This window comes from Arthrobacter sp. A2-55 (assembly GCF_025548615.1).
GTDB classification, from domain to species: domain Bacteria; phylum Actinomycetota; class Actinomycetes; order Actinomycetales; family Micrococcaceae; genus Specibacter; species Specibacter silviterrae.
This window is the reverse complement of the sequence record NZ_JAJLOZ010000006.1, coordinates 52,215-69,150: the sequence shown is the minus strand read 5'-3', so window position 1 is coordinate 69,150 and position 16,936 is coordinate 52,215. Positions and strand designations below refer to the sequence as shown.

The following is a 16,936-nucleotide window of genomic DNA, read 5'->3' as shown; positions in this document are numbered from 1 at the left end:
CACCGCCTTGCGGCTTCGTCCTCTCGACATCACTGAAAGCGACACTGCACTGTGAACGTACTCATTGACAACAGCGAGCTCTTTGTCACCGGCTTCAAGAACACCGGCATCTTGTTTGTCATCTCGGCGTTCTTTGCCCTGATCCTGGGCACCATCGTGGCCGGCATGCGCGTGTCCCCGGCCCCCGCCATGCGAGCGGCCGGCACCCTGTATGTCAACGCCGTCCGCAACACCCCGTTGACGCTGATCCTGGCATTCTTTGCCCTGGGCTACCCGAAGCTGGGACTGCCGGAAATCAGCTTCATGACCGCTGCGATCGTGGGCCTCTCGCTCTACACGGCCACCTATGTTTCCGAGGCCATCCGCTCAGGCATCAACACTGTTGCCGTGGGCCAGTCCGAGGCCGCCCGGGCCATCGGCCTCCCCTTCATGCAAACCCTGACGTTGATCGTCCTGCCCCAGGCGTTCCGCTCCGTGCTGCCGCCGCTGTTCAGCGTCTTCATCGCGCTGCTGAAGAACACCACGGTTGCGGCCGGCTTCTCCGTCTTCGAGGCCGGCGCCATTCGCGCCTACCTCAGCGAACGCGGCGAACCTCTGCTGCCGGGCCTGCTGTGGGTGGCCCTGATTTTTGTGCTGCTGGTATTGGGCATCCTGACACCGCTGCAACGCTACCTTGAGAAGAAGTGGAGGGTGGCCCGATGAGCTCGGTACTCTTTGACGTTCCCGGCCCCAAGGCCCGTACCCGCAACGTTTTCCTGAACGTTTTCACTGTCCTTGTGGTGGTCGGCATCATTGCCTTCATCCTCTATAGGTTCAATGAATCGGGCCAGTTCACGGCAAAAAAGTGGGAGATCTTCACCTTCCCGCGGGTCCAGCAAATGTTCCTGACTGTCATCGGTGCCACGCTGAAGGCGTTCGCGGCGTCAGCCGTCGGCAGTTTGGTGCTGGGCATCCTCCTGGCCTTCGGCCGCCTGGCCGACTCCAAGTGGGTTCGGGTGCCCTGCTACTGGTTCACCGAATTGTTCCGCGCCATCCCGGTACTCGTGCTCATGATGATCGTGTACTACGGCCTGCCGTCCGCCGGGGTTAAGGGCATTACGCCGTTCATCGCCGTCGTCGTCGGCTTGATCCTGTACAACGGCTCGGTCCTGGCCGAGGTGTTCCGTGCCGGCATCGAGTCGCTGCCCAAGGGGCAGCGCGAGGCCGGGCTGGCCGTGGGCCTGAGCAAGGGCCAGGTGCAGCGGATCATCCTGCTGCCGCAGGCCGTCCGCTCCATGCTGCCCGTCATCATCTCGCAGCTGGTGGTCATCCTCAAGGACACCGCGCTGGGCTTCCTGATCACATACAACGAGGTCCTGTACTACGCCGACTTCCTCGGTTCCCAGGGCCAATACGGCTCCCCCGTGGTCCCGGCGCTCATGGTCACGGCCGTCATCTACGTGGGCCTGTGCCTGATCCTCTCCGGCATTGCCAAGCTGGTGGAGTCGAAGATGTCCTCCCGAGTCAAGGTCGTCAAGACCCGCGTGGGCCTGGCAGGCTAACCCCTCCAACTGTGTGTCAGAAGTTGCATTAAGAAATCGTTTTCTACACGGTTTTCGTGCAGCTTCTGGCACACAGTTGGGGTTTAAGGGGCGACGGCGGCGCTTGGGCTTGGGTGTCAGTAGAGCCAGCGGGTCAGGGCGGCCAGGCACTCCCGGATCGCATCCGCGTCCACGTGCTCGTTGTCGCTGTGGGCCAGGAGGGGATCGCCCGGACCGAAATTCACGGCCGGGATGCCCATCTCGCTCAGCCGCGCCACATCCGTCCAGCCGTACTTGGGCAGGGGCTCGCGGCCCACGGCCGTCACGAACGAAGCTGCCGCGGGGGCGTTGAGGCCGGGCCGGGCTCCCGCCGAAGAATCCGTGCACACCAGCTCAAAGCCGGAAAGCAGCTCCCGGACATGGGCCTCGGCCTGGGCGGGCGATTTGTCCGGGGCGAAGCGGTAGTTGATCTCCACCACGCACTGGTCCGGAATCACGTTTCCGGCCGTGCCGCCGTGGATTTTCACAGCATTGAGGGATTCGCGGTAGTCCAACCCGTCAACTGTGACAGTGGCCGGCTCATACTCTGCCAGCCGCGCCAGGATGGGCGCGGCCTTGTGGATGGCGTTCTCCCCCATCCAGGCGCGGGCCGAGTGGGCCGCCAGGCCGCTGGTGGTGGCCTCAAAGCGGATGGTGCCGTTGCAGCCCCCCTCCACCGTGCCGTTGGTGGGTTCGAGCAAAATGCCGAAGTCTGCGTCCAGCAATTCCCGGTTCTCGCGGACCAGCCGTCCCAGCCCGCTCTTGACGGCCGCCACTTCCTCATTGTCATAGAAGATGAAGGTGATGTCCTTGCTGGGCTCGGGCACCGTGGCCGCAATGGCCAGCTGGACGGCCACGCCGCCCTTCATGTCCGTGGCCCCGCGGCCGTACAGCACCTCCCCGTCCCATGAGACAGGCACCGTCCCGCGCGAGCCGGCCACGGTGGGCAGCGGCACGGTGTCCAGGTGCCCCGCCAGAATGATTCTCTCGGCCCGGCCCAGCATGGTCCGGGCGACGACGGCGTCACCGTTGCGGGTGACCTCCAGCCGGCCCAGCCCGCGCAGGGCGGACTCCACGGCATCGGCCAGTGCGGCCTCGTTGCCGGAGACGCTCTCGATGTCCATGACGGCAGCAGTCAAAAGCGCCACATCGGCAAACAGGTCAAGTGCGGGGCGGTCTGCGGGGGCGTCGTCGTCGTAAGTCACCGCCCAAGTTTACCGGGCGCGGTGTTGGCGGCCGCGCAAGGCGGCGAGAACTTTTCGATCCGGGCCGGCAAGTCGATAGACTGCATGCATGACGCAGAACCCAGCAACGCCCGCCGAACGCACCGCCCACGGACACGGCCTGGCCTCCATTGCCGATGACGGCTCAGTCCTCGATGTGTGGTTCCCCAGCCCCGCGCTGGGCACCTCCGTCAACTCACTTGGCACGGTCCGCGAGGCCGGACCGGAGCTGACGGCGCTTGCCGTTGCCGGGCGTGACGACGACCGCGGCGTCACGCCCACCGTTGTCTTCGCCCAAATCGACCTTGATGAAGCTCCCGCTGACGCCGTCGACACCTACCTGCGCCTGCACCTGCTCTCCCAACGCCTGGTGGCCCCGAACACCATCAACCTGGACGGGATCTTCGGCAAGCTCAACAACGTGGTGTGGACCAATTTCGGCCCGGCCCCCGTGGAGGGCTTTGAACTCACCCGGGCCAGGCTGCGCCGCCGCGGTCCGGTCACGGTGTATGGCGTGGACAAGTTCCCGCGCATGGTGGACTACGTGGTCCCCTCCGGTGTCCGCATTGCCGACGCCGACCGCGTCCGCCTCGGCGCCCACCTGGCCGACGGCACCACCGTCATGCACGAAGGCTTCGTCAACTACAATGCCGGCACACTGGGAGCCTCCATGGTGGAAGGCCGCATTTCCGCTGGCGTGGTGGTGGGCGAAGGCACCGACGTGGGCGGCGGCGCCTCCATCATGGGCACCCTCTCCGGCGGCGGCAAGGAGCGGATCACCCTGGGCGAGCGGGTGCTCCTGGGTGCCAATTCCGGCGTCGGCATCAGCATTGGCGACGACTCCGTGGTGGAGGCCGGCCTCTACGTGACGGCGGGAACCCGGGTGCGCGTCCAGGGCCCCAAGAACGACGACGGCGAAGACACCGCCGTCATCGTCAAGGCCAGCGAGCTTTCCGGCAAGGCCAACCTGCTCTTCCGCCGCAATTCCAGCACGGGCGAGGTGGAGGTGCTCCCCCGGCACGGATCCACCGTCTCCCTCAACGACTCGCTGCACAGCAACTAGGGCCGCTTGCGCAACACCAAGCGACGCCGGCGCGGCCGGGCATTCGCGGTACTGCTGACCGTCACCCTGGTCGCCGCCGGCCTGCTGGTGGGCGGCGGCATCTGGGTGGCAAGCTACCTGCGCGGCGCCCTGGCGCCCGGGCTCAGCGTGGGCTGCACGGCCACGGTGGGCGGCACGCCCTACACGCTGGCCGTTGACCAGACGGGCTACGCGGCGCTGATCTCCGGCATCTCCATTCAGCGCGGCATGCCTGCGCGGGCCGCCTCGATTGCACTCGCCACTGCCCTGCAGGAGTCCAAGCTGCGCAACATTGACTACGGCGACCTGGATTCCGTGGGACTGTTCCAGCAGCGGCCCTCCCAGGACTGGGGCACGGTGGCGCAAATCATGGACCCCGTCTACTCCACGAACGCGTTTTACAGTGCCCTGGACAAGGTGCCCGGCTACGTTGACATGCCCCTGAACGACGCCGCCCAAATAGTCCAGCGCTCCGCCTTTCCGCACGCCTACGCCCAACACGAGAGCCTGTCCCGCGCCTTTGCCTCCGCCTTGACGGGCCAGTCGCCGGGGGCGCTGAGCTGCACGCTTCCCCCGGCCACGGCTGCGGGCTCCCCCGCCGCCGTTGAGGCGGCGCTGAAACAGGCGCTGGGCACACTGCCGGTCGCCACCATGCCGGGGCAGTCCGCCACCACCCTCGAGGTGGCGGCATCCGGCAACATGGGGTGGGCCGTGGCGCACTGGGCCGTTGCCAATGCCTCCCAGTTGGGCCTGACCCATGTCAGCTACGGCGGCCTGGCCTGGGACCGCAACACGAACGACGCCGGCACAAACGTTGGGTGGAAGGGCGCCGGGAACGCCGGGGGCAATGTGGTCATCACGATGGCCGCGGCCGGTTCCTAGACGAGCAGCTCCACGACGGGCTGGACGTAGCTGAGGAAGTTTTGCTGGTCATCGAGCAGGTGTTCGCTCATGATGAGCCTGTCGGGTTCAATGAACCAGGCCCGCTGTTCGGCCAGCGGCATCTCCACAATGGTCAGGGTGAAGTCGCGGGCGCTGCGGCCCAGTTCCATTTCCCGGTTCTGCACCAGGTCCGCGAGGATCTTGTGCCCGCCCAGGGTCTCGCGTTCAGCCGCCATGAGCGAATAGGCCCGGCTTTGTTCCCGGGACCAGGTCAGGGCCGCCCCGAAGTGGGCCTGAACCACCCGTTGCAGCGCGGGCATCGCATTGAACTCGGGGAACGACGGCGGAGTCATGGCCGGCTCCGTGCCGTCCGGCTGCACCAACAGGGTGCCCCACCAGGCTTCCCACTGCCCGCGCAGCGCCTTTTCGCCGCCCACATGGGCCGTGAGCCTGCTGTGGTCGGCCGCGCGGACGTGCGGTGCCACGTGGGACAGGGAGGGGCTGCCGGCCCCCGTCAGGCCTGCCACATCCCGAATGTACAGTGCAATCAACATGGGGCCCGACGTGTCCATGGTGATCCGCCAGCCCGGCCCGCCCGTATGATGCATGGTTCTCGCCTCCAGCGGCCGCAGACTGCGGCCTCCCACGTCCAAGATTACCCTTTTGCACGGTGGAGCGGCAGGGGCGGGCAGCCGGGCCGCCTAGGGTGCCAGCAGGGATTCCAGGTGGCGGCGGAGCGTGGTCCGGCCTTGTTTCGGGGTTGCCCAGGCGGGCTGCAGCACCAGGCGCAGGCCCAGTCCGTCCAGCACGGCAATGAGCCTTTCGGCCTCGTCAACGGGTTCGGGCGATCCGGCCATGAGCCCGCTGCCCAGCAGTGCCAGCACCACCCGGCCCACCACTGCCCCGGTGGCACGGTAGTCGTCCCGGGCCGCGTTCTGAAGATTGTTGTCCGTGCGGGCCGCCAGCATGAATTCCATGTGCACCACGGCCTCGCTGCGGCGCAAGTCATCCAGCGGCAGCAGTTCCTCGAGCACCCTTGCGCATTTGTCCACCACGGCGGCGGGGTCCCGGGGCAGGACGTGTTGTTCCAGGATTTCCAGGGCGTCCAGGGCGCGCAGGTGGATGCGCTCGGAATTCACCCGGAAGGCAAATTCCATGAGCTCGGCCTGGTTGTCAAAGTAGTGGCGCACCGACCCCAGCGCCAGCCCGGCTTGGGCAGCCACGTTGCGTAGCGAGGCTTGTGCCAGGCCCTGCTGGAGAATGACGGCGAAGACGGCATCGGCTACGAGTTCGCGGCGGTCATCCGCGTCAACAATTTTCGGCACAAGTCTTTTTTAGCACAGATGTTTCATCTGTTTCCCCATTACGGCGCCCGTGGCGGAAATTCGCGCGGATTTCAGTGCACGGCTACTTGCCGACGGCCCGGCGCCGCCTGTCCACCAGGACCACGGCCACCAGCGCCAGCGTGATGACGGCGGCAACAATGGCCACCGGCCAAAGCTCCGGGTGCCCGGCCAGCGCCACCACAACCACCACCACGGTGACCAGGCCCAATGCCAGGGCGGACGCCTGGCCAATCATTTTCAACATCTTCTTCTCCGGTGGTGCCGAGGGTCAGCGCGAGGGGTACATGCGCTCCGGTTCGCCTGTGTACAGCTGGCGCGGGCGGCCGATCTTGGTCTGGGGGTCCTTCATCATTTCGCGCCACTGGGCAATCCAGCCCGGGAGGCGGCCAATGGCGAAGAGCACCGTGAACATCTTTTCCGGGAAGCCCATGGCCTTGTAGATCAGGCCGGTGTAGAAATCGACGTTCGGGTAGAGCTTGCGGGAGATGAAGTATTCGTCCGTCAGGGCAACTTCCTCCAGGCGCATGGCGATGTCGAGGAGTTCGTCGTTGCCGCCCAGCTTGGCCAGGATTTCGTGGGCGGTGGCCTTGACGATCTTGGCGCGGGGGTCGTAGTTCTTGTAGACGCGGTGCCCGAAGCCCATGAGCTTGACGCCGGCTTCCTTGTTCTTCACCCGTTCCACGAACTTCTCAACAGGCTCGCCGCTGGCCTGGATCTGGCGGAGCATGTTCAGCACGGCCTCATTCGCTCCGCCGTGCAGCGGGCCGAAGAGGGCGTTGATGCCGGCGGAAACGGAGGCGAACATGTTGGCGTTGGCGCTGCCCACCAGCCGGACGGTGGACGTGGAGCAGTTTTGCTCGTGGTCGGCGTGCAGGATCAGCAGCAGGTCCAGTGCCTTGACCACCACGGGGTCCATCTCGTAGGGCTCCGCGGGCAGGCCGAAGCTCAGGCGGAGGAAGTTTTCCACCAGGCCCATGGAGTTGTCCGGATACAGCATGGGCTGGCCAATGGACTTCTTGTGCGCGTAGGCGGCGATGACGGGCATCTTGGCCATGAGGCGGATGGTGGCCATCTCCACCTGCTCGTCGTCGAACGGGTCCAGGGAGTCCTGGTAAAAAGTGGAGAGCGCCGACACCGCGGAGGAAAGCACCGGCATGGGGTGCGCGTCACGGGGGAAGCCGCCGAAGAAGCCCTTCAGGTCCTCGTGCAGCATGGTGTGGCGGCGGATCCGCTGGTCGAACTTTTCCAGCTCGGAGGCGGAGGGCAGGTTGCCGTAGATGAGCAGGTAGGACACTTCCAGGAAGCTGGAGTGCTCGGCCAGTTCTTCAATGGGGTAGCCGCGGTAGCGCAGGATTCCCTTGTCGCCGTCGATGTAGGTGATGGCGGAAGACGTGGCCGCAGTGTTGACGAAGCCGGGGTCGTAGGTGACCGCGCCGGTGTCCTTGAGGAGCTTGGATACGTCGAAGCCGGCGTTGCCTTCTACCGCTTCGATGCGCGGAAGAATAAGCTCCCCGCCGTCGTAGCGCAGTGTTGCGCTCGTGGAGTCAGTCATGGAGTCCCCTTCATGAGGTAGCCCTTGTCGGGCTGTGCTTGGATCTATGCAGCTGTCCAGCCCGCAGGGTTGACCTGCGCACCGTGTGGCCCCAAAGTGCCCGCCGGGCAGGGGCCCAAGCTGGCGTCAAGGCGCGCGGCGGCATAAACGTCTAAGTACGAAACTACCGCTTGGGTGCCCTTCTACACTAATCCTGCCCCGTTTTGTGTCTCCGCCATGGGCCGTGCCGGGCCGGTTCAGCCCTTGAGCCGCCGGACGGCGGCATCGATGCGCTCATCGGTCCCGGTGAGCGCCACCCGGACAAATCCGTTGCCGGCGTCGCCGTAGAAAACGCCGGGGCCGGCCACAATGCCCAGCTCCGCGAGCCGGCCGATGGTGGTCCAGGTGTCCTCCCCGGCCGTGCACCACAGGTACAGTCCGGCCTCGGAGTGGTGGATGGCCAGGCCAAAGGATTCCAGCGCGGGCACCAGCCGGGCCCGGCGGTTGCGGTACAGGGCCTTTTGGGCGCTGACATGGGAGTCATCCCCCAGCGCCACGCGCATGGCTTCCTGGACGGGGCGGGGCACAATCATGCCTGCGTGCTTGCGGCTGTTGACGAGGTTGGCGATGATGGCGGCGTCTCCAGCCGCGAAGGCGGCCCGGTAGCCGGCCACATTGGACTGCTTGCTGAGGGAGTAGACGGCCAGGAGGCCGTCGTTGCTGCCACCGGACACACGCGGGTCCAGCACGCTGGGGACCGGTTCCCCGCCGTTTTCCGGGTCCCAGGCTCCCCAGCCCAGCTCCCCGTAGCATTCGTCGGAGGCGACGACGGCGCCAACGGCCCGCGCCTGCCCCACCAGTTCGCGCAGGGACTCCACGCCGCGGACAATGCCGGTGGGGTTCCCCGGGGAGTTCACCCACACCAGGCGCACGCGGGCACGCGTGCCGGCGTCGAGCTCGTCAAGGGAGTCCGCGGCAACTGCCGTGGCGCCGGCAAACTCGGCGCCCATGTCGTAGGTGGGATAGGCCACGGTGGGGCGGACCACCACATCCCCGGCACCGAGGCCCAGCAACAGCGGCAGCCAGGCCACCAGTTCCTTTGAACCCACTGTGGGCAGGACATCATTCGGGTCCAGGCCGGGCACGTTCCGGCGCCGGGCAAACCAGTCCACAACGGCCTGGCGCAAGGCCGTGGTGCCGTGCGTGGTGGGGTAGCCATGGGCGTCCGAGGCAGCCTGCAGGGCCCCCTGGATCAGCGTGGGCGTCGGGTCAACGGGCGTGCCGATGGACAGGTCCACCACGCCGTCGGGGTGCAAGGCGGCCGTGGCCCGGTAGGGCGCCATGGCCTCCCAGGGGTACTCGGGCAGCTGCAGGCCAAAAGGCTTTGCCTGGGGCGGCGTCACGGCGGCGCTCAGCCCTGGTTCTGCGGCGGCAGCGCGGCAATGATCGGGTGGTCGGTGTGGGTGTTGCCGATCTTGGCGGCTCCGCCCGGGGACCCCAGGACGTCAAAGAACTCCACATTGGCCTTGTAGTATTCGGCCCACTCTTCGGGGGTGTCGTCCTCGTAGTAGATGGCCTCCACGGGGCAGACAGGTTCGCAGGCACCGCAGTCAACGCATTCGTCGGGGTGGATGTAGAGCGAGCGTTCACCCTCGTAGATACAGTCAACAGGGCACTCCTCAACACATGCCTTGTCCTTGACATCCACGCACGGCTGCGCAATTACATACGTCACGTCCCCAACCTTCCTCATTTGCGGCTCGACCCCGGCCGGGAGCCGGGTACGTTCATTATCCCCCACCGGGGACGGCCATGCATCCTGGCGAGACTTAGTATGAAGTGGTGAGCCATCCACTCCAGCTTTTGTCCAGCGTTCCCCTCGGCACCCGCGTGGTGGTCCGGTACCGGATTCCCGGCGGAACCACCGACGCCCTGGGCACGCTCGAGGCCCGCGACTCCGCCAGTTGCACCGTGGCAACGCGCTCCGGGAGCGTCATGGTGAAGCTCGACGACGTCCAGCTCGCCAAGGCTGTCCCCCCGCCGCCACCGCGGCGCGAACGGCGCGCAACGCCGGCGTAGCACCCTCTCCCCGCACCGAAAGGACACTTTGGGCGGCCCGGATCAGCGCCGACCCGCCGCATCCGTACTCTCGGCGGGCACTGTGGCAGCTATTTTCCGCGCGTGGTGTTGCCCGGCCTCAGGATCAGCACAGCAATCCACGCCATGACAGGCGTCAGCACGGCAATGCCGTACAGCCACAAGTTGCCCTGGAGGTTGGCCGAGATCATGCCAAACGCGCCGAGCCGCAGCGACAGCAGGCCGGCGCACAGGTAGGCAGCACCGCCGCACAGCACCACCACCCAGGCGCTTCTGCCCCACAGGCCAACGAAGAGTTCCACGGCGGCCAGCATGACCAGCGCCGCCACGGCGCCCAGCGGCACAATGTAGCCGGTCCCATACAAGGCGTGGCCGTGCAGCGAAGTGCCCAGCAGGCCCGTTCCGATCCCGGCCCCGAATGCCGCAGCAACCACCGCCCAGCGCCGCGGCGTGGGCATCCGGGCACCGGGTTCGTGGCGGTCCGCCAGCTCCGGACCGCTCATTGGCACACCGTGGCGCCCACGGGCCCTTCAACTGCAACTTGGCCGGGTTCGTCCCCGCCCGCCCCGGCACCGCCTGTTGCGATGCTGCCTGCTGCAATGCCTCCCGCTGGCGCCCGGAGGACTTCAATGAACTCCTCGGTCCCGGAGATGTCCTTCCGGACACCGTCGGAGAGCGCGTAACGGCTGCCCTCCACCGTTATCTGGGTCCGGTGCGCCCGCATCGCAGCGGTCTTCGCGGCCACATTGCCGTCCACAGCAATGCGCGGCACGCCCTCCCCCAGGGGGCGCTCGGGCCGGTCGCTGACAATCGCGAAGACGCGTGGCACGCGCCAGCCGTCCGCACGGGTCCCGTCACTGAGGGTCCCGCTGCCGGCACCTCCGGGGTGCGCCGCCAGCTCCAAGGCCGCCATGGACAGCTGGTGCGCCCGCACGTGGTCGGGGTGGCCATAGCCCCCGTCGGGCGCATAGGTGACCAGCGCATCCGGGCGCAGCGCACGGATCAGCTGGGCCGCCAGCGCGGCAAGTTCGGACAGCGGGGTGCGTGAAAGCGAACCGTCCAGGACGGTGTCCGCAGCCATGGCGCGCCCGTCCGGACCCCACTGCATCCCTGAGTCCCGGAAAACCACGGGTCCCGCTGCCGGCGCAGTGGCGCCCTGTCCCAGCCACACGTGTTCAGTGACGCCCAATGCCACAAGGGCGGCGCCCAGTTCGCGTTCGCGCTCCCGGGCCAGCCCCGTGCCATCCGCGGCGGCCCGCGGACCCGGCCCGCCGGCGTCGTGCATCCCGGGCTCATCGGGGAGGCGGAGCTCGCGCCCAATTTCCAGGTGGCCAAGCTCCGGCGGGATGACCTCGCCCAGCTCGCCGCGTGTGCACGTCAGCAGCACCACGCGCGCCCCGGCGGCGGCGTAGGCGGCCATGGTGGCTCCCGTGGCGATGGACTCATCGTCCGGGTGGGCGTGCACAAAGAGGAGGGTGGCATCGGGGCCGAGCCCTGGCAAGAGCTGCGGCGTGGGCGTGTCGGGGCTGATGTCCATGGCAACCAATCTACTCGCCGCGGGCCGCCGGGCGTGAACGGGGGAACGGCAAAAGGCCGGCACGCCCACGTAAAATCCGTGGGCGTGCCGGCCTTGTGGCACCAGCCGGGGCAGCGCTAAACCAGCAGCGTGGCTCCCGGAATGGCGTTGAGCAGTTCCTGCGTGTAGACCTGCTTCGGGTTGCTGAAGACCTCATCCGTGGAGGAGGCCTCAACGACGCGGCCCTTTTGCATGACGGTGACGTGGTCTGCAATCTGGCGGACCACGGCAAGGTCGTGCGTGATGAACAGGTAGGTCAGGCCCAGGTCCTCCTGCAGCTCGTTGAGCAGATTCAGCACCTGCGCCTGCACCAGCACGTCCAGGGCGGACACGGCCTCGTCACAGATGATCACATCCGGGTTGAGGGCCAGGGCACGCGCAATGGCGATGCGCTGGCGCTGGCCGCCGGAGAGCTCATTCGGGTAGCGGTGCATGGTGCTGGCAGGCATGGAAACCTGGTCCAGCAGCTCGCGGACCTTCTTCTCCCGGGACTTTGAATCGCCGATCTTGTGGATCTTCAGCGGCTCCTCAATGGTCCGGTAGATGTTGAACATCGGGTCCAGCGATCCATACGGGTCCTGGAAGATGGGCTGCACGCGGCGGCGGAAGTCAAAGAGCGCCCTCCCCTTGAGCGTGTTGACCTCAACACCGTCGAACAGGATGCTGCCCTCGGTCGGGGCCAGCAGGCTCAGCGCCATCTGTGCCACCGTGGACTTGCCCGAGCCGGACTCGCCCACAATGGCCATGGTGGTGCCGCGCGGCACGGAGAAGGACACGTCGTCCACAGCCTTGAAGTCCGTGGACTTGCCAAGCGCACCGCGGAGTTTGAACACCTTGGTGAGGTTCTTGATCTCCAGGATGGTGTCGCCGGCCTGCGCGTGCTGGCGGCCGTCGGCGCTCACCGGCTTGGCTGCCGCGGGGACTGTCCTCGGCGCAACGGGGGCCGGGTGCTCGCCATCTAGGGGCGTGTCCAGGTCCGCGACGGCCGCGGCCAGCGCGTCCTTGGCCTTCTGCGACTGCAGCCGGCGGGATGCCAGCGATGGCGCGGAGTTGACCAGGCGCTGCGTGTAGGGGTGCTGTGGGTTGCGCAGGATCTCCAGCGCCGGACCCGATTCCACCACCTGCCCCTTGTACATGACCACCAGCTTCTCGGCACGTTCCGCGGCCAGGCCGAGGTCGTGGGTGATCAGCAGCACGGCCGTGCCGAGCTCGGTGGTCATCTTGTCCAGGTGGTCCAGGATCTGCCGCTGCACTGTCACGTCCAGGGCGGACGTGGGCTCATCGGCAATCAGCAGGCGAGGCCGGCAGGCCAGGCCGATGGCGATGAGCGCGCGCTGGCGCATGCCGCCGGAGAACTCGTGCGGGTACTGCTTGGCGCGTGCGGCGGCGTCCGGGAGGCCTGCCTCGGAAAGCACTTCCGCGACCCGTTCCTTGGAATTGGCGCCGTCCAGACCGTTGGCCCTGAGCGTCTCCTTGACCTGGAAACCGATCTTCCACACGGGGTTCAGGTTCGACATGGGGTCCTGGGGGACCATGCCAATGGAGTTTCCGCGCAGTTCGACGATCCGCTTGCTGCTGACGTTGGTGATGTCCTCGCCGTCGAAAATGATCTTGCCGCCGCTGACCCGGCCGTTGGACGGGAGCAGGCCGATGGCGGCCAGGGCCGTGGTGGACTTGCCCGAACCGGACTCCCCCACAATGGCCACTGTCTCGCCGGGCATGATGGTCAGGTGTGCGTTGCGCACTGCCTCGACCGGGCCGTTGGAGGTTTCGAAGGTGATGGCCAGGTCCTGGATGTCCAGAAGTGGCTGGTCGCTTGACCGGAGGGCGCGGGCGCCCTGTCCTGTTGCATGGTTGGACATGGTGGTCACCGCTTCCTTGCTTTGGGGTCGAGGGCGTCACGGAGTGCGTCACCGAGCATGATGAAGCTCAGGACGGTGACGGACAGCGCGGCTGCTGGCCACAGCAGCACGCCGGGGTTGTTGCGCACCTGCGGCTGGGCGGCCGCAATGTCATTGCCCCAGGACATGACGGTGTCCGGCAGGCCGATGCCCAGGAAGGACAGCGTGGCCTCGGCCACGATGAACGTACCAAGCGAGATACTGGCCACCACAATGATGGGGGCCAGCGAGTTCGGCAGCACGTGGCGCACCAGCGCGTTGAAACGGGACAGCCCCAGCGCCTTGGCGGCGGTGACGAAATCAGCGTTGCGGTTTTCAATGACCGCACCGCGGGTGATGCGCGCAATCTGCGGCCAGCCGAAGATCACCAGCGTTAGCACCACTGTCCACACGCTGCGGTTGTCGCGGAACGCGGGCAGCTGCATCATGACAATGGCACCCAGGATCAGCGGCAGGGCGAAGAAGACGTCGCCCAGGCGGGCCAGGATGGCGTCGACCCAGCCGCCGTAGTAGCCGGCCAGGGCGCCCATGATGCCGCCAAAAACCAGCACGCCGAGGGTGGTGAAAACACCCACCATGAGGGACGCGCGCGTGCCGTAAATCATGCGGGAGTACACGTCACAGCCCTGGAGGGTGAAGCCCATAGGGTGCCCGCCGCGCGGGCCCGCGGAGGAATCGTTGAGGGTGCAGCTGGTGGGATCGACATTCGCGAACAGCTGGGGCAGGAAGGCCACCACCAGCACCAGCACGATCAGGATGACCGAAATGATGAACAGGGGCTGGCGGCGCAGGTTGCGCCAGGCGTCTGCCCACAGGCTCAGCGGCGCTTCACTCTCATCCACATTGTCGATGGCGGCGAGGGGTGTTTCCTCCAGCGGAGCCACGAAATGAACAATTGCGCGGCTGGACGTTTTTCCTTGACGCGCGGCTGCCGGGATCACCGGCTTGGTCAGGTCAGTTTCAGGTGTCAGGTTCTCAGACATAGCGAATCCTTGGGTCGAGCCAGGCGTACAAGAGGTCCACCACGAGGTTGGCGACCACGAAGACAATGACCAGAATGCCGACGACGGCCACCACGGTGGCGCTCTCGCCCTTCAGGATGGCCTTGTAGAGCAGGTTGCCGACGCCGGGGACGTTGAAGATGCCTTCGGTGACAATGGCGCCGCCCATGAGGGAGCCGAGGTCGGCACCCAGAAAGGTCACCACAGGGATCAGTGAGTTGCGCAGGATGTGCACCACTACCACGCGTCCGCGGCTCAGGCCCTTGGCCGTGGCGGTGCGGACGTAGTCTGCATTCATGTTTTCACTGATGGAGGCGCGGGTGAGCCGGATGACATAGGCCAGGGACACCAGTCCCAGTACCAGAGCCGGCAAAATCAGTTCGTTCCACGGCGCGGCGCCGCTGACGGTGGGGCGGGCCCAGCCAAGCTGAACGCCGATGACCAGCTGCAGGACGAAGCCCAGGACGAAGGTGGGGACGGCGATGACGACCAGTGAGGCCACCAGGACCGTGGCGTCGAACAGCTTGCCCTTGCGCAGGCCGGCGATGACGCCGAACAGGACGCCGAAGATGGCTTCAATGGCCAGCGCCATGAAGGCCAGCCGGGCGGTGACGGGGTAGGCGCGCCCAATGACGGCCGACACGTCCTGTCCGGAGAACGTCTGGCCCAGGTTGAGGGTCACCAGGTTCTTCAGGTAGAGGCCGTACTGGATCCAGAAGGGCTGGTCCAGGTTGTACTGGGCCCGGAGGGCGGCCTGCACGGCGGGCGCCATCGGCTTGCCGCCGGACAGGGCAGCGATGGGATCGCCGGGGGTTGCAAAGACGAGGAAGTACACCAGTAGCGTGGCCCCGAAAAAGACGGGAATCAGCTGCAGGAAGCGGCGGAGCGTGAACATGACCATTATGGCGTCTCCTCCCCCGGTGTTCCTGTTGGCAAATCGTTCATGAAATTACCTGTTCAAATAGTGGACGGTACTGGACAACATGCGGGATCACCGCATTGTCCCTGTACGGAAAGTAACACAAAGGCATGTGATTTAGACAATGAAAGGGGACCCGGCACCTAGACCGGGTCCCCCTTCATGCGTCAGTGCTACTGATCTTACTTAGCGGTGATGTTGTAGTACAGCGGAACGCCGTTCCAGCCAAACTCCACGTTGGTGACATTGTTGCTCCACACGCCCTGGACTGCGGCGTACCACAGCGGGATGACGGGCAGGTCCTTGAGCAGGATTTCCTGGGCCTGGTTGAAGAGCTTGTTGCCTTCGTCAACGCTCTTGGCGGCCAGGCCTTCCTTCAGCTTGGCGTCAAACGCCGGGCTGGAGTAGTCACCGTCATTGGAACCTGCCCCGGTGCCATACAGCGGGCCGAGGAAGTCCTGCAGCGACGGGTAGTCCGCCTGCCAGCCGGCACGCGAGGCACCGGTGAGCTTCTTGGAATTGATCAGGTTGCGGGATTCCTTGAAGGTGGCAATCGGGTTCAGCTGAGCCTTGATCCCCAGGGTGGTGGCGATCTGGTTGGCCATGGCCGTGATGTATTCCTTGTTGCCGGCACCATCGATGTTGGACGTGATGGTGAAGACCTTGCCTGCGGGCCACGGGCTGATCTTGTCAGCAGCCGCCCAGAGTTCCTTGGCCTTGGTGGGGTTGTACTTCAGCACGTCGCTGCCGGGCAGGTTGGCGTCGTAGCCGTCCAGCACGGGCGAGGTGAAGTCGGTGGCGACCTTCTTGTTGCCGTAGAAGATCTTGTCAATGATCTGCTGGCGGTCGATCGACATGGAGATCGCCTGGCGGCGCATCTGGCCGGCCTCGCCCTTGAATTCGGGCAGGTAGCTGGGGATCGTCATGGTGGCGTTGCCCGCGTAGGCCTGGTTGACGAAACGTCCCTTGAAGTCCGTCTTGTAGTTCTGCAGGCCGCTCGGGGGAACCTGGTCCAGGACGTCAAGGTTGTCAGACTGCACATCCGTGTAGGCGGCGTCCGGGCTGGAGTACAGCGTGAAGGTCACGCCGCCGTTCTTCGGCTTGTTCGGACCCTGGTACTTGTCGTTCGGAATGAGCGTGATGGAGGTGTCGTGCTTCCAGCCACCGGGTGCCAGCTTGTACGGGCCGTCGCCGACCGGGTTCTGGCCGTATGCCTTGATGTCCTTGTAGGCGGACTCGGGCATCGGGTAGAACGCCGTGTAGCCCAGTGCCAGCGGGAAGTCGGATTCCGGAGCGGTCAGGTCAACCGTGAAGGTGGTGTCGTCGACAACCTTCAGGCCTTCCATGGTGTCCAGGGTGGACTTGTCGGCGCTTACCTTGTCGTAGCCCTTGATGGGTGCGAAGAAGTAGCTGTTCAGCTGGGCGTTCTTGGCTGCCGCACCGTAGTTCCAGGCATCCACGAAGTTCTTTGCCGTGATGGGGGTGCCGTCACTGAACGTCTGGCCGGACTTGATCTTGATGGTGTAGTGCTGGGAATCCGTGGTCGTGATGGACTGCGCCAGTTCGTTGACGGTTTTGCCGTGGACGTCGTAGCTGACAAGGCCGGAGAAGATGAGGTCCATGACACGGCCGCCACCAACTTCGTTGGTGTTTGCCGGCAGCAGCGGGTTTTGGGGTTCGGTGCCGTTGGCCGTAATTGCCTTGCTGGTGTTGGCAGCTGCGCTGGTGTTGTTCCCACCCGAAGTGCCGCCACATGCGGTGATGGACATGGCGAGAACTGCCGCCAGGCCCAGTGCTTTGGAAGTGCGCGAGTAACGCAT

At 66.0% G+C, this 16,936-nt stretch carries 18 protein-coding genes; 5 read left to right on the top strand and 13 right to left on the bottom strand.

The genetic code is table 11. The features are described from left to right. Positions 1 to 51: 51 nt before the first annotated feature. Positions 52 to 702, top strand: coding sequence for an amino acid ABC transporter permease (locus tag LPN03_RS03355; protein WP_165180960.1), 651 nt, complete (start codon positions 52 to 54; stop codon positions 700 to 702). Continuing rightward, positions 699 to 1,541, top strand: a complete 843-nt coding sequence (locus LPN03_RS03350; protein WP_165180961.1) for an amino acid ABC transporter permease — start codon at positions 699 to 701, stop codon at positions 1,539 to 1,541. Before LPN03_RS03355 ends, LPN03_RS03350 begins: the two co-directional genes overlap by 4 nt. A gap of 116 nt (positions 1,542 to 1,657) precedes the next feature. On the opposite strand, the gene dapE is transcribed toward LPN03_RS03350, so the two are convergent. Further along, on the bottom strand, positions 1,658 to 2,764 hold the full coding sequence (gene dapE, locus LPN03_RS03345) for a succinyl-diaminopimelate desuccinylase (RefSeq protein ID WP_262453130.1): 1,107 nt from the start codon (positions 2,762 to 2,764) through the stop codon (positions 1,658 to 1,660). 88 nt (positions 2,765 to 2,852) lie between these two features. Between dapE and dapD the strand changes: the two genes are divergently transcribed. Both dapD and LPN03_RS03335 read left to right on the top strand, forming a co-directional pair. Next, entirely contained in the window at positions 2,853 to 3,845 is a 993-nt protein-coding gene (dapD, locus tag LPN03_RS03340; RefSeq protein ID WP_262453129.1) for a 2,3,4,5-tetrahydropyridine-2,6-dicarboxylate N-succinyltransferase, read from the top strand. Positions 3,846 to 3,851: 6 nt separating this feature from the next. Next, positions 3,852 to 4,745, top strand: a complete 894-nt coding sequence (locus tag LPN03_RS03335; protein WP_262453128.1) for a hypothetical protein — start codon at positions 3,852 to 3,854, stop codon at positions 4,743 to 4,745. Here LPN03_RS03335 and LPN03_RS03330 read toward each other — a convergent pair. From LPN03_RS03330 to fdxA, 6 genes are all read right to left on the bottom strand, one after another. Then, positions 4,742 to 5,353, bottom strand: coding sequence for a hypothetical protein (locus LPN03_RS03330; RefSeq protein WP_165180964.1), 612 nt, complete (start codon positions 5,351 to 5,353; stop codon positions 4,742 to 4,744). The two genes, LPN03_RS03335 and LPN03_RS03330, sit on opposite strands and share 4 nt — an antisense overlap. Positions 5,354 to 5,446: 93 nt before the next feature. Beyond that, on the bottom strand, positions 5,447 to 6,070 hold the full coding sequence (locus LPN03_RS03325; protein ID WP_262453127.1) for a TetR/AcrR family transcriptional regulator: 624 nt from the start codon (positions 6,068 to 6,070) through the stop codon (positions 5,447 to 5,449). 82 nt (positions 6,071 to 6,152) lie between these two features. Beyond that, positions 6,153 to 6,335 (bottom strand): hypothetical protein, encoded by a 183-nt coding sequence (locus tag LPN03_RS03320; RefSeq protein ID WP_262453126.1) that lies wholly within the window; start codon positions 6,333 to 6,335, stop codon positions 6,153 to 6,155. Positions 6,336 to 6,359: 24 nt separating this feature from the next. Continuing rightward, on the bottom strand, positions 6,360 to 7,643 hold the full coding sequence (locus tag LPN03_RS03315) for a citrate synthase (protein ID WP_165180967.1): 1,284 nt from the start codon (positions 7,641 to 7,643) through the stop codon (positions 6,360 to 6,362). Positions 7,644 to 7,879: 236 nt separating this feature from the next. Further along, the gene (dapC, locus tag LPN03_RS03310; RefSeq protein ID WP_262453125.1) at positions 7,880 to 9,025 is read right to left on the bottom strand and encodes a succinyldiaminopimelate transaminase; all 1,146 of its coding nucleotides are present in this window, start codon (positions 9,023 to 9,025) and stop codon (positions 7,880 to 7,882) included. Positions 9,026 to 9,033: 8 nt separating this feature from the next. Then, positions 9,034 to 9,357 carry a ferredoxin gene (gene fdxA, locus LPN03_RS03305; protein WP_262453124.1) on the bottom strand — a complete coding sequence of 108 codons (324 nt, stop codon included), beginning with the start codon at positions 9,355 to 9,357 and terminating at the stop codon, positions 9,034 to 9,036. A gap of 107 nt (positions 9,358 to 9,464) precedes the next feature. Here fdxA and LPN03_RS03300 point away from each other — a divergent pair, with 107 nt between their 5' ends. Then, the gene (locus LPN03_RS03300) at positions 9,465 to 9,701 is read left to right on the top strand and encodes a hypothetical protein (protein ID WP_262453123.1); all 237 of its coding nucleotides are present in this window, start codon (positions 9,465 to 9,467) and stop codon (positions 9,699 to 9,701) included. Between the two features lie 89 nt (positions 9,702 to 9,790). On the opposite strand, the gene LPN03_RS03295 is transcribed toward LPN03_RS03300, so the two are convergent. The 6 genes from LPN03_RS03295 to LPN03_RS03270 form a co-directional block, all read right to left on the bottom strand. After that, complete coding sequence (locus LPN03_RS03295) at positions 9,791 to 10,222, bottom strand: hypothetical protein (protein ID WP_165180969.1); 432 nt, start codon at positions 10,220 to 10,222, stop codon at positions 9,791 to 9,793. Then, positions 10,219 to 11,256 (bottom strand): PIG-L family deacetylase, encoded by a 1,038-nt coding sequence (locus LPN03_RS03290; RefSeq protein WP_262453122.1) that lies wholly within the window; start codon positions 11,254 to 11,256, stop codon positions 10,219 to 10,221. Before LPN03_RS03290 ends, LPN03_RS03295 begins: the two co-directional genes overlap by 4 nt. Positions 11,257 to 11,372: 116 nt before the next feature. Further along, entirely contained in the window at positions 11,373 to 13,157 is a 1,785-nt protein-coding gene (locus LPN03_RS03285; protein WP_262453121.1) for a dipeptide ABC transporter ATP-binding protein, read from the bottom strand. Positions 13,158 to 13,162: 5 nt separating this feature from the next. After that, positions 13,163 to 14,179, bottom strand: a complete 1,017-nt coding sequence (locus tag LPN03_RS03280; protein ID WP_262453120.1) for an ABC transporter permease — start codon at positions 14,177 to 14,179, stop codon at positions 13,163 to 13,165. Next, positions 14,172 to 15,098, bottom strand: a complete 927-nt coding sequence (locus tag LPN03_RS03275; protein ID WP_262453119.1) for an ABC transporter permease — start codon at positions 15,096 to 15,098, stop codon at positions 14,172 to 14,174. Before LPN03_RS03275 ends, LPN03_RS03280 begins: the two co-directional genes overlap by 8 nt. A gap of 200 nt (positions 15,099 to 15,298) precedes the next feature. After that, positions 15,299 to 16,936, bottom strand: coding sequence for an ABC transporter substrate-binding protein (locus LPN03_RS03270; RefSeq protein ID WP_262453118.1), 1,638 nt, complete (start codon positions 16,934 to 16,936; stop codon positions 15,299 to 15,301).

What these genes read in the sequence shown, in the direction of transcription:
- LPN03_RS03350 (WP_165180961.1), top strand. Translation starts at nt 699, where the DNA reads ATGAGCTCGGTACTCTTTGACGTTCCCGGCCCCAAGGCCCGTACCCGC.
- dapD (WP_262453129.1), top strand. Translation starts at nt 2,853, where the DNA reads ATGACGCAGAACCCAGCAACGCCCGCCGAACGCACCGCCCACGGACAC.
- LPN03_RS03330 (WP_165180964.1), bottom strand. Translation starts at nt 5,353, where the DNA reads ATGCATCATACGGGCGGGCCGGGCTGGCGGATCACCATGGACACGTCG.
- LPN03_RS03320 (WP_262453126.1), bottom strand. Translation starts at nt 6,335, where the DNA reads ATGTTGAAAATGATTGGCCAGGCGTCCGCCCTGGCATTGGGCCTGGTC.
- LPN03_RS03315 (WP_165180967.1), bottom strand. Translation starts at nt 7,643, where the DNA reads ATGACTGACTCCACGAGCGCAACACTGCGCTACGACGGCGGGGAGCTT.
- LPN03_RS03295 (WP_165180969.1), bottom strand. Translation starts at nt 10,222, where the DNA reads ATGAGCGGTCCGGAGCTGGCGGACCGCCACGAACCCGGTGCCCGGATG.
- LPN03_RS03290 (WP_262453122.1), bottom strand. Translation starts at nt 11,256, where the DNA reads ATGGACATCAGCCCCGACACGCCCACGCCGCAGCTCTTGCCAGGGCTC.
- LPN03_RS03285 (WP_262453121.1), bottom strand. Translation starts at nt 13,157, where the DNA reads ATGTCCAACCATGCAACAGGACAGGGCGCCCGCGCCCTCCGGTCAAGC.
- LPN03_RS03280 (WP_262453120.1), bottom strand. Translation starts at nt 14,179, where the DNA reads ATGTCTGAGAACCTGACACCTGAAACTGACCTGACCAAGCCGGTGATC.
- LPN03_RS03275 (WP_262453119.1), bottom strand. Translation starts at nt 15,098, where the DNA reads ATGGTCATGTTCACGCTCCGCCGCTTCCTGCAGCTGATTCCCGTCTTT.
- LPN03_RS03270 (WP_262453118.1), bottom strand. Translation starts at nt 16,936, where the DNA reads ATGCGTTACTCGCGCACTTCCAAAGCACTGGGCCTGGCGGCAGTTCTC.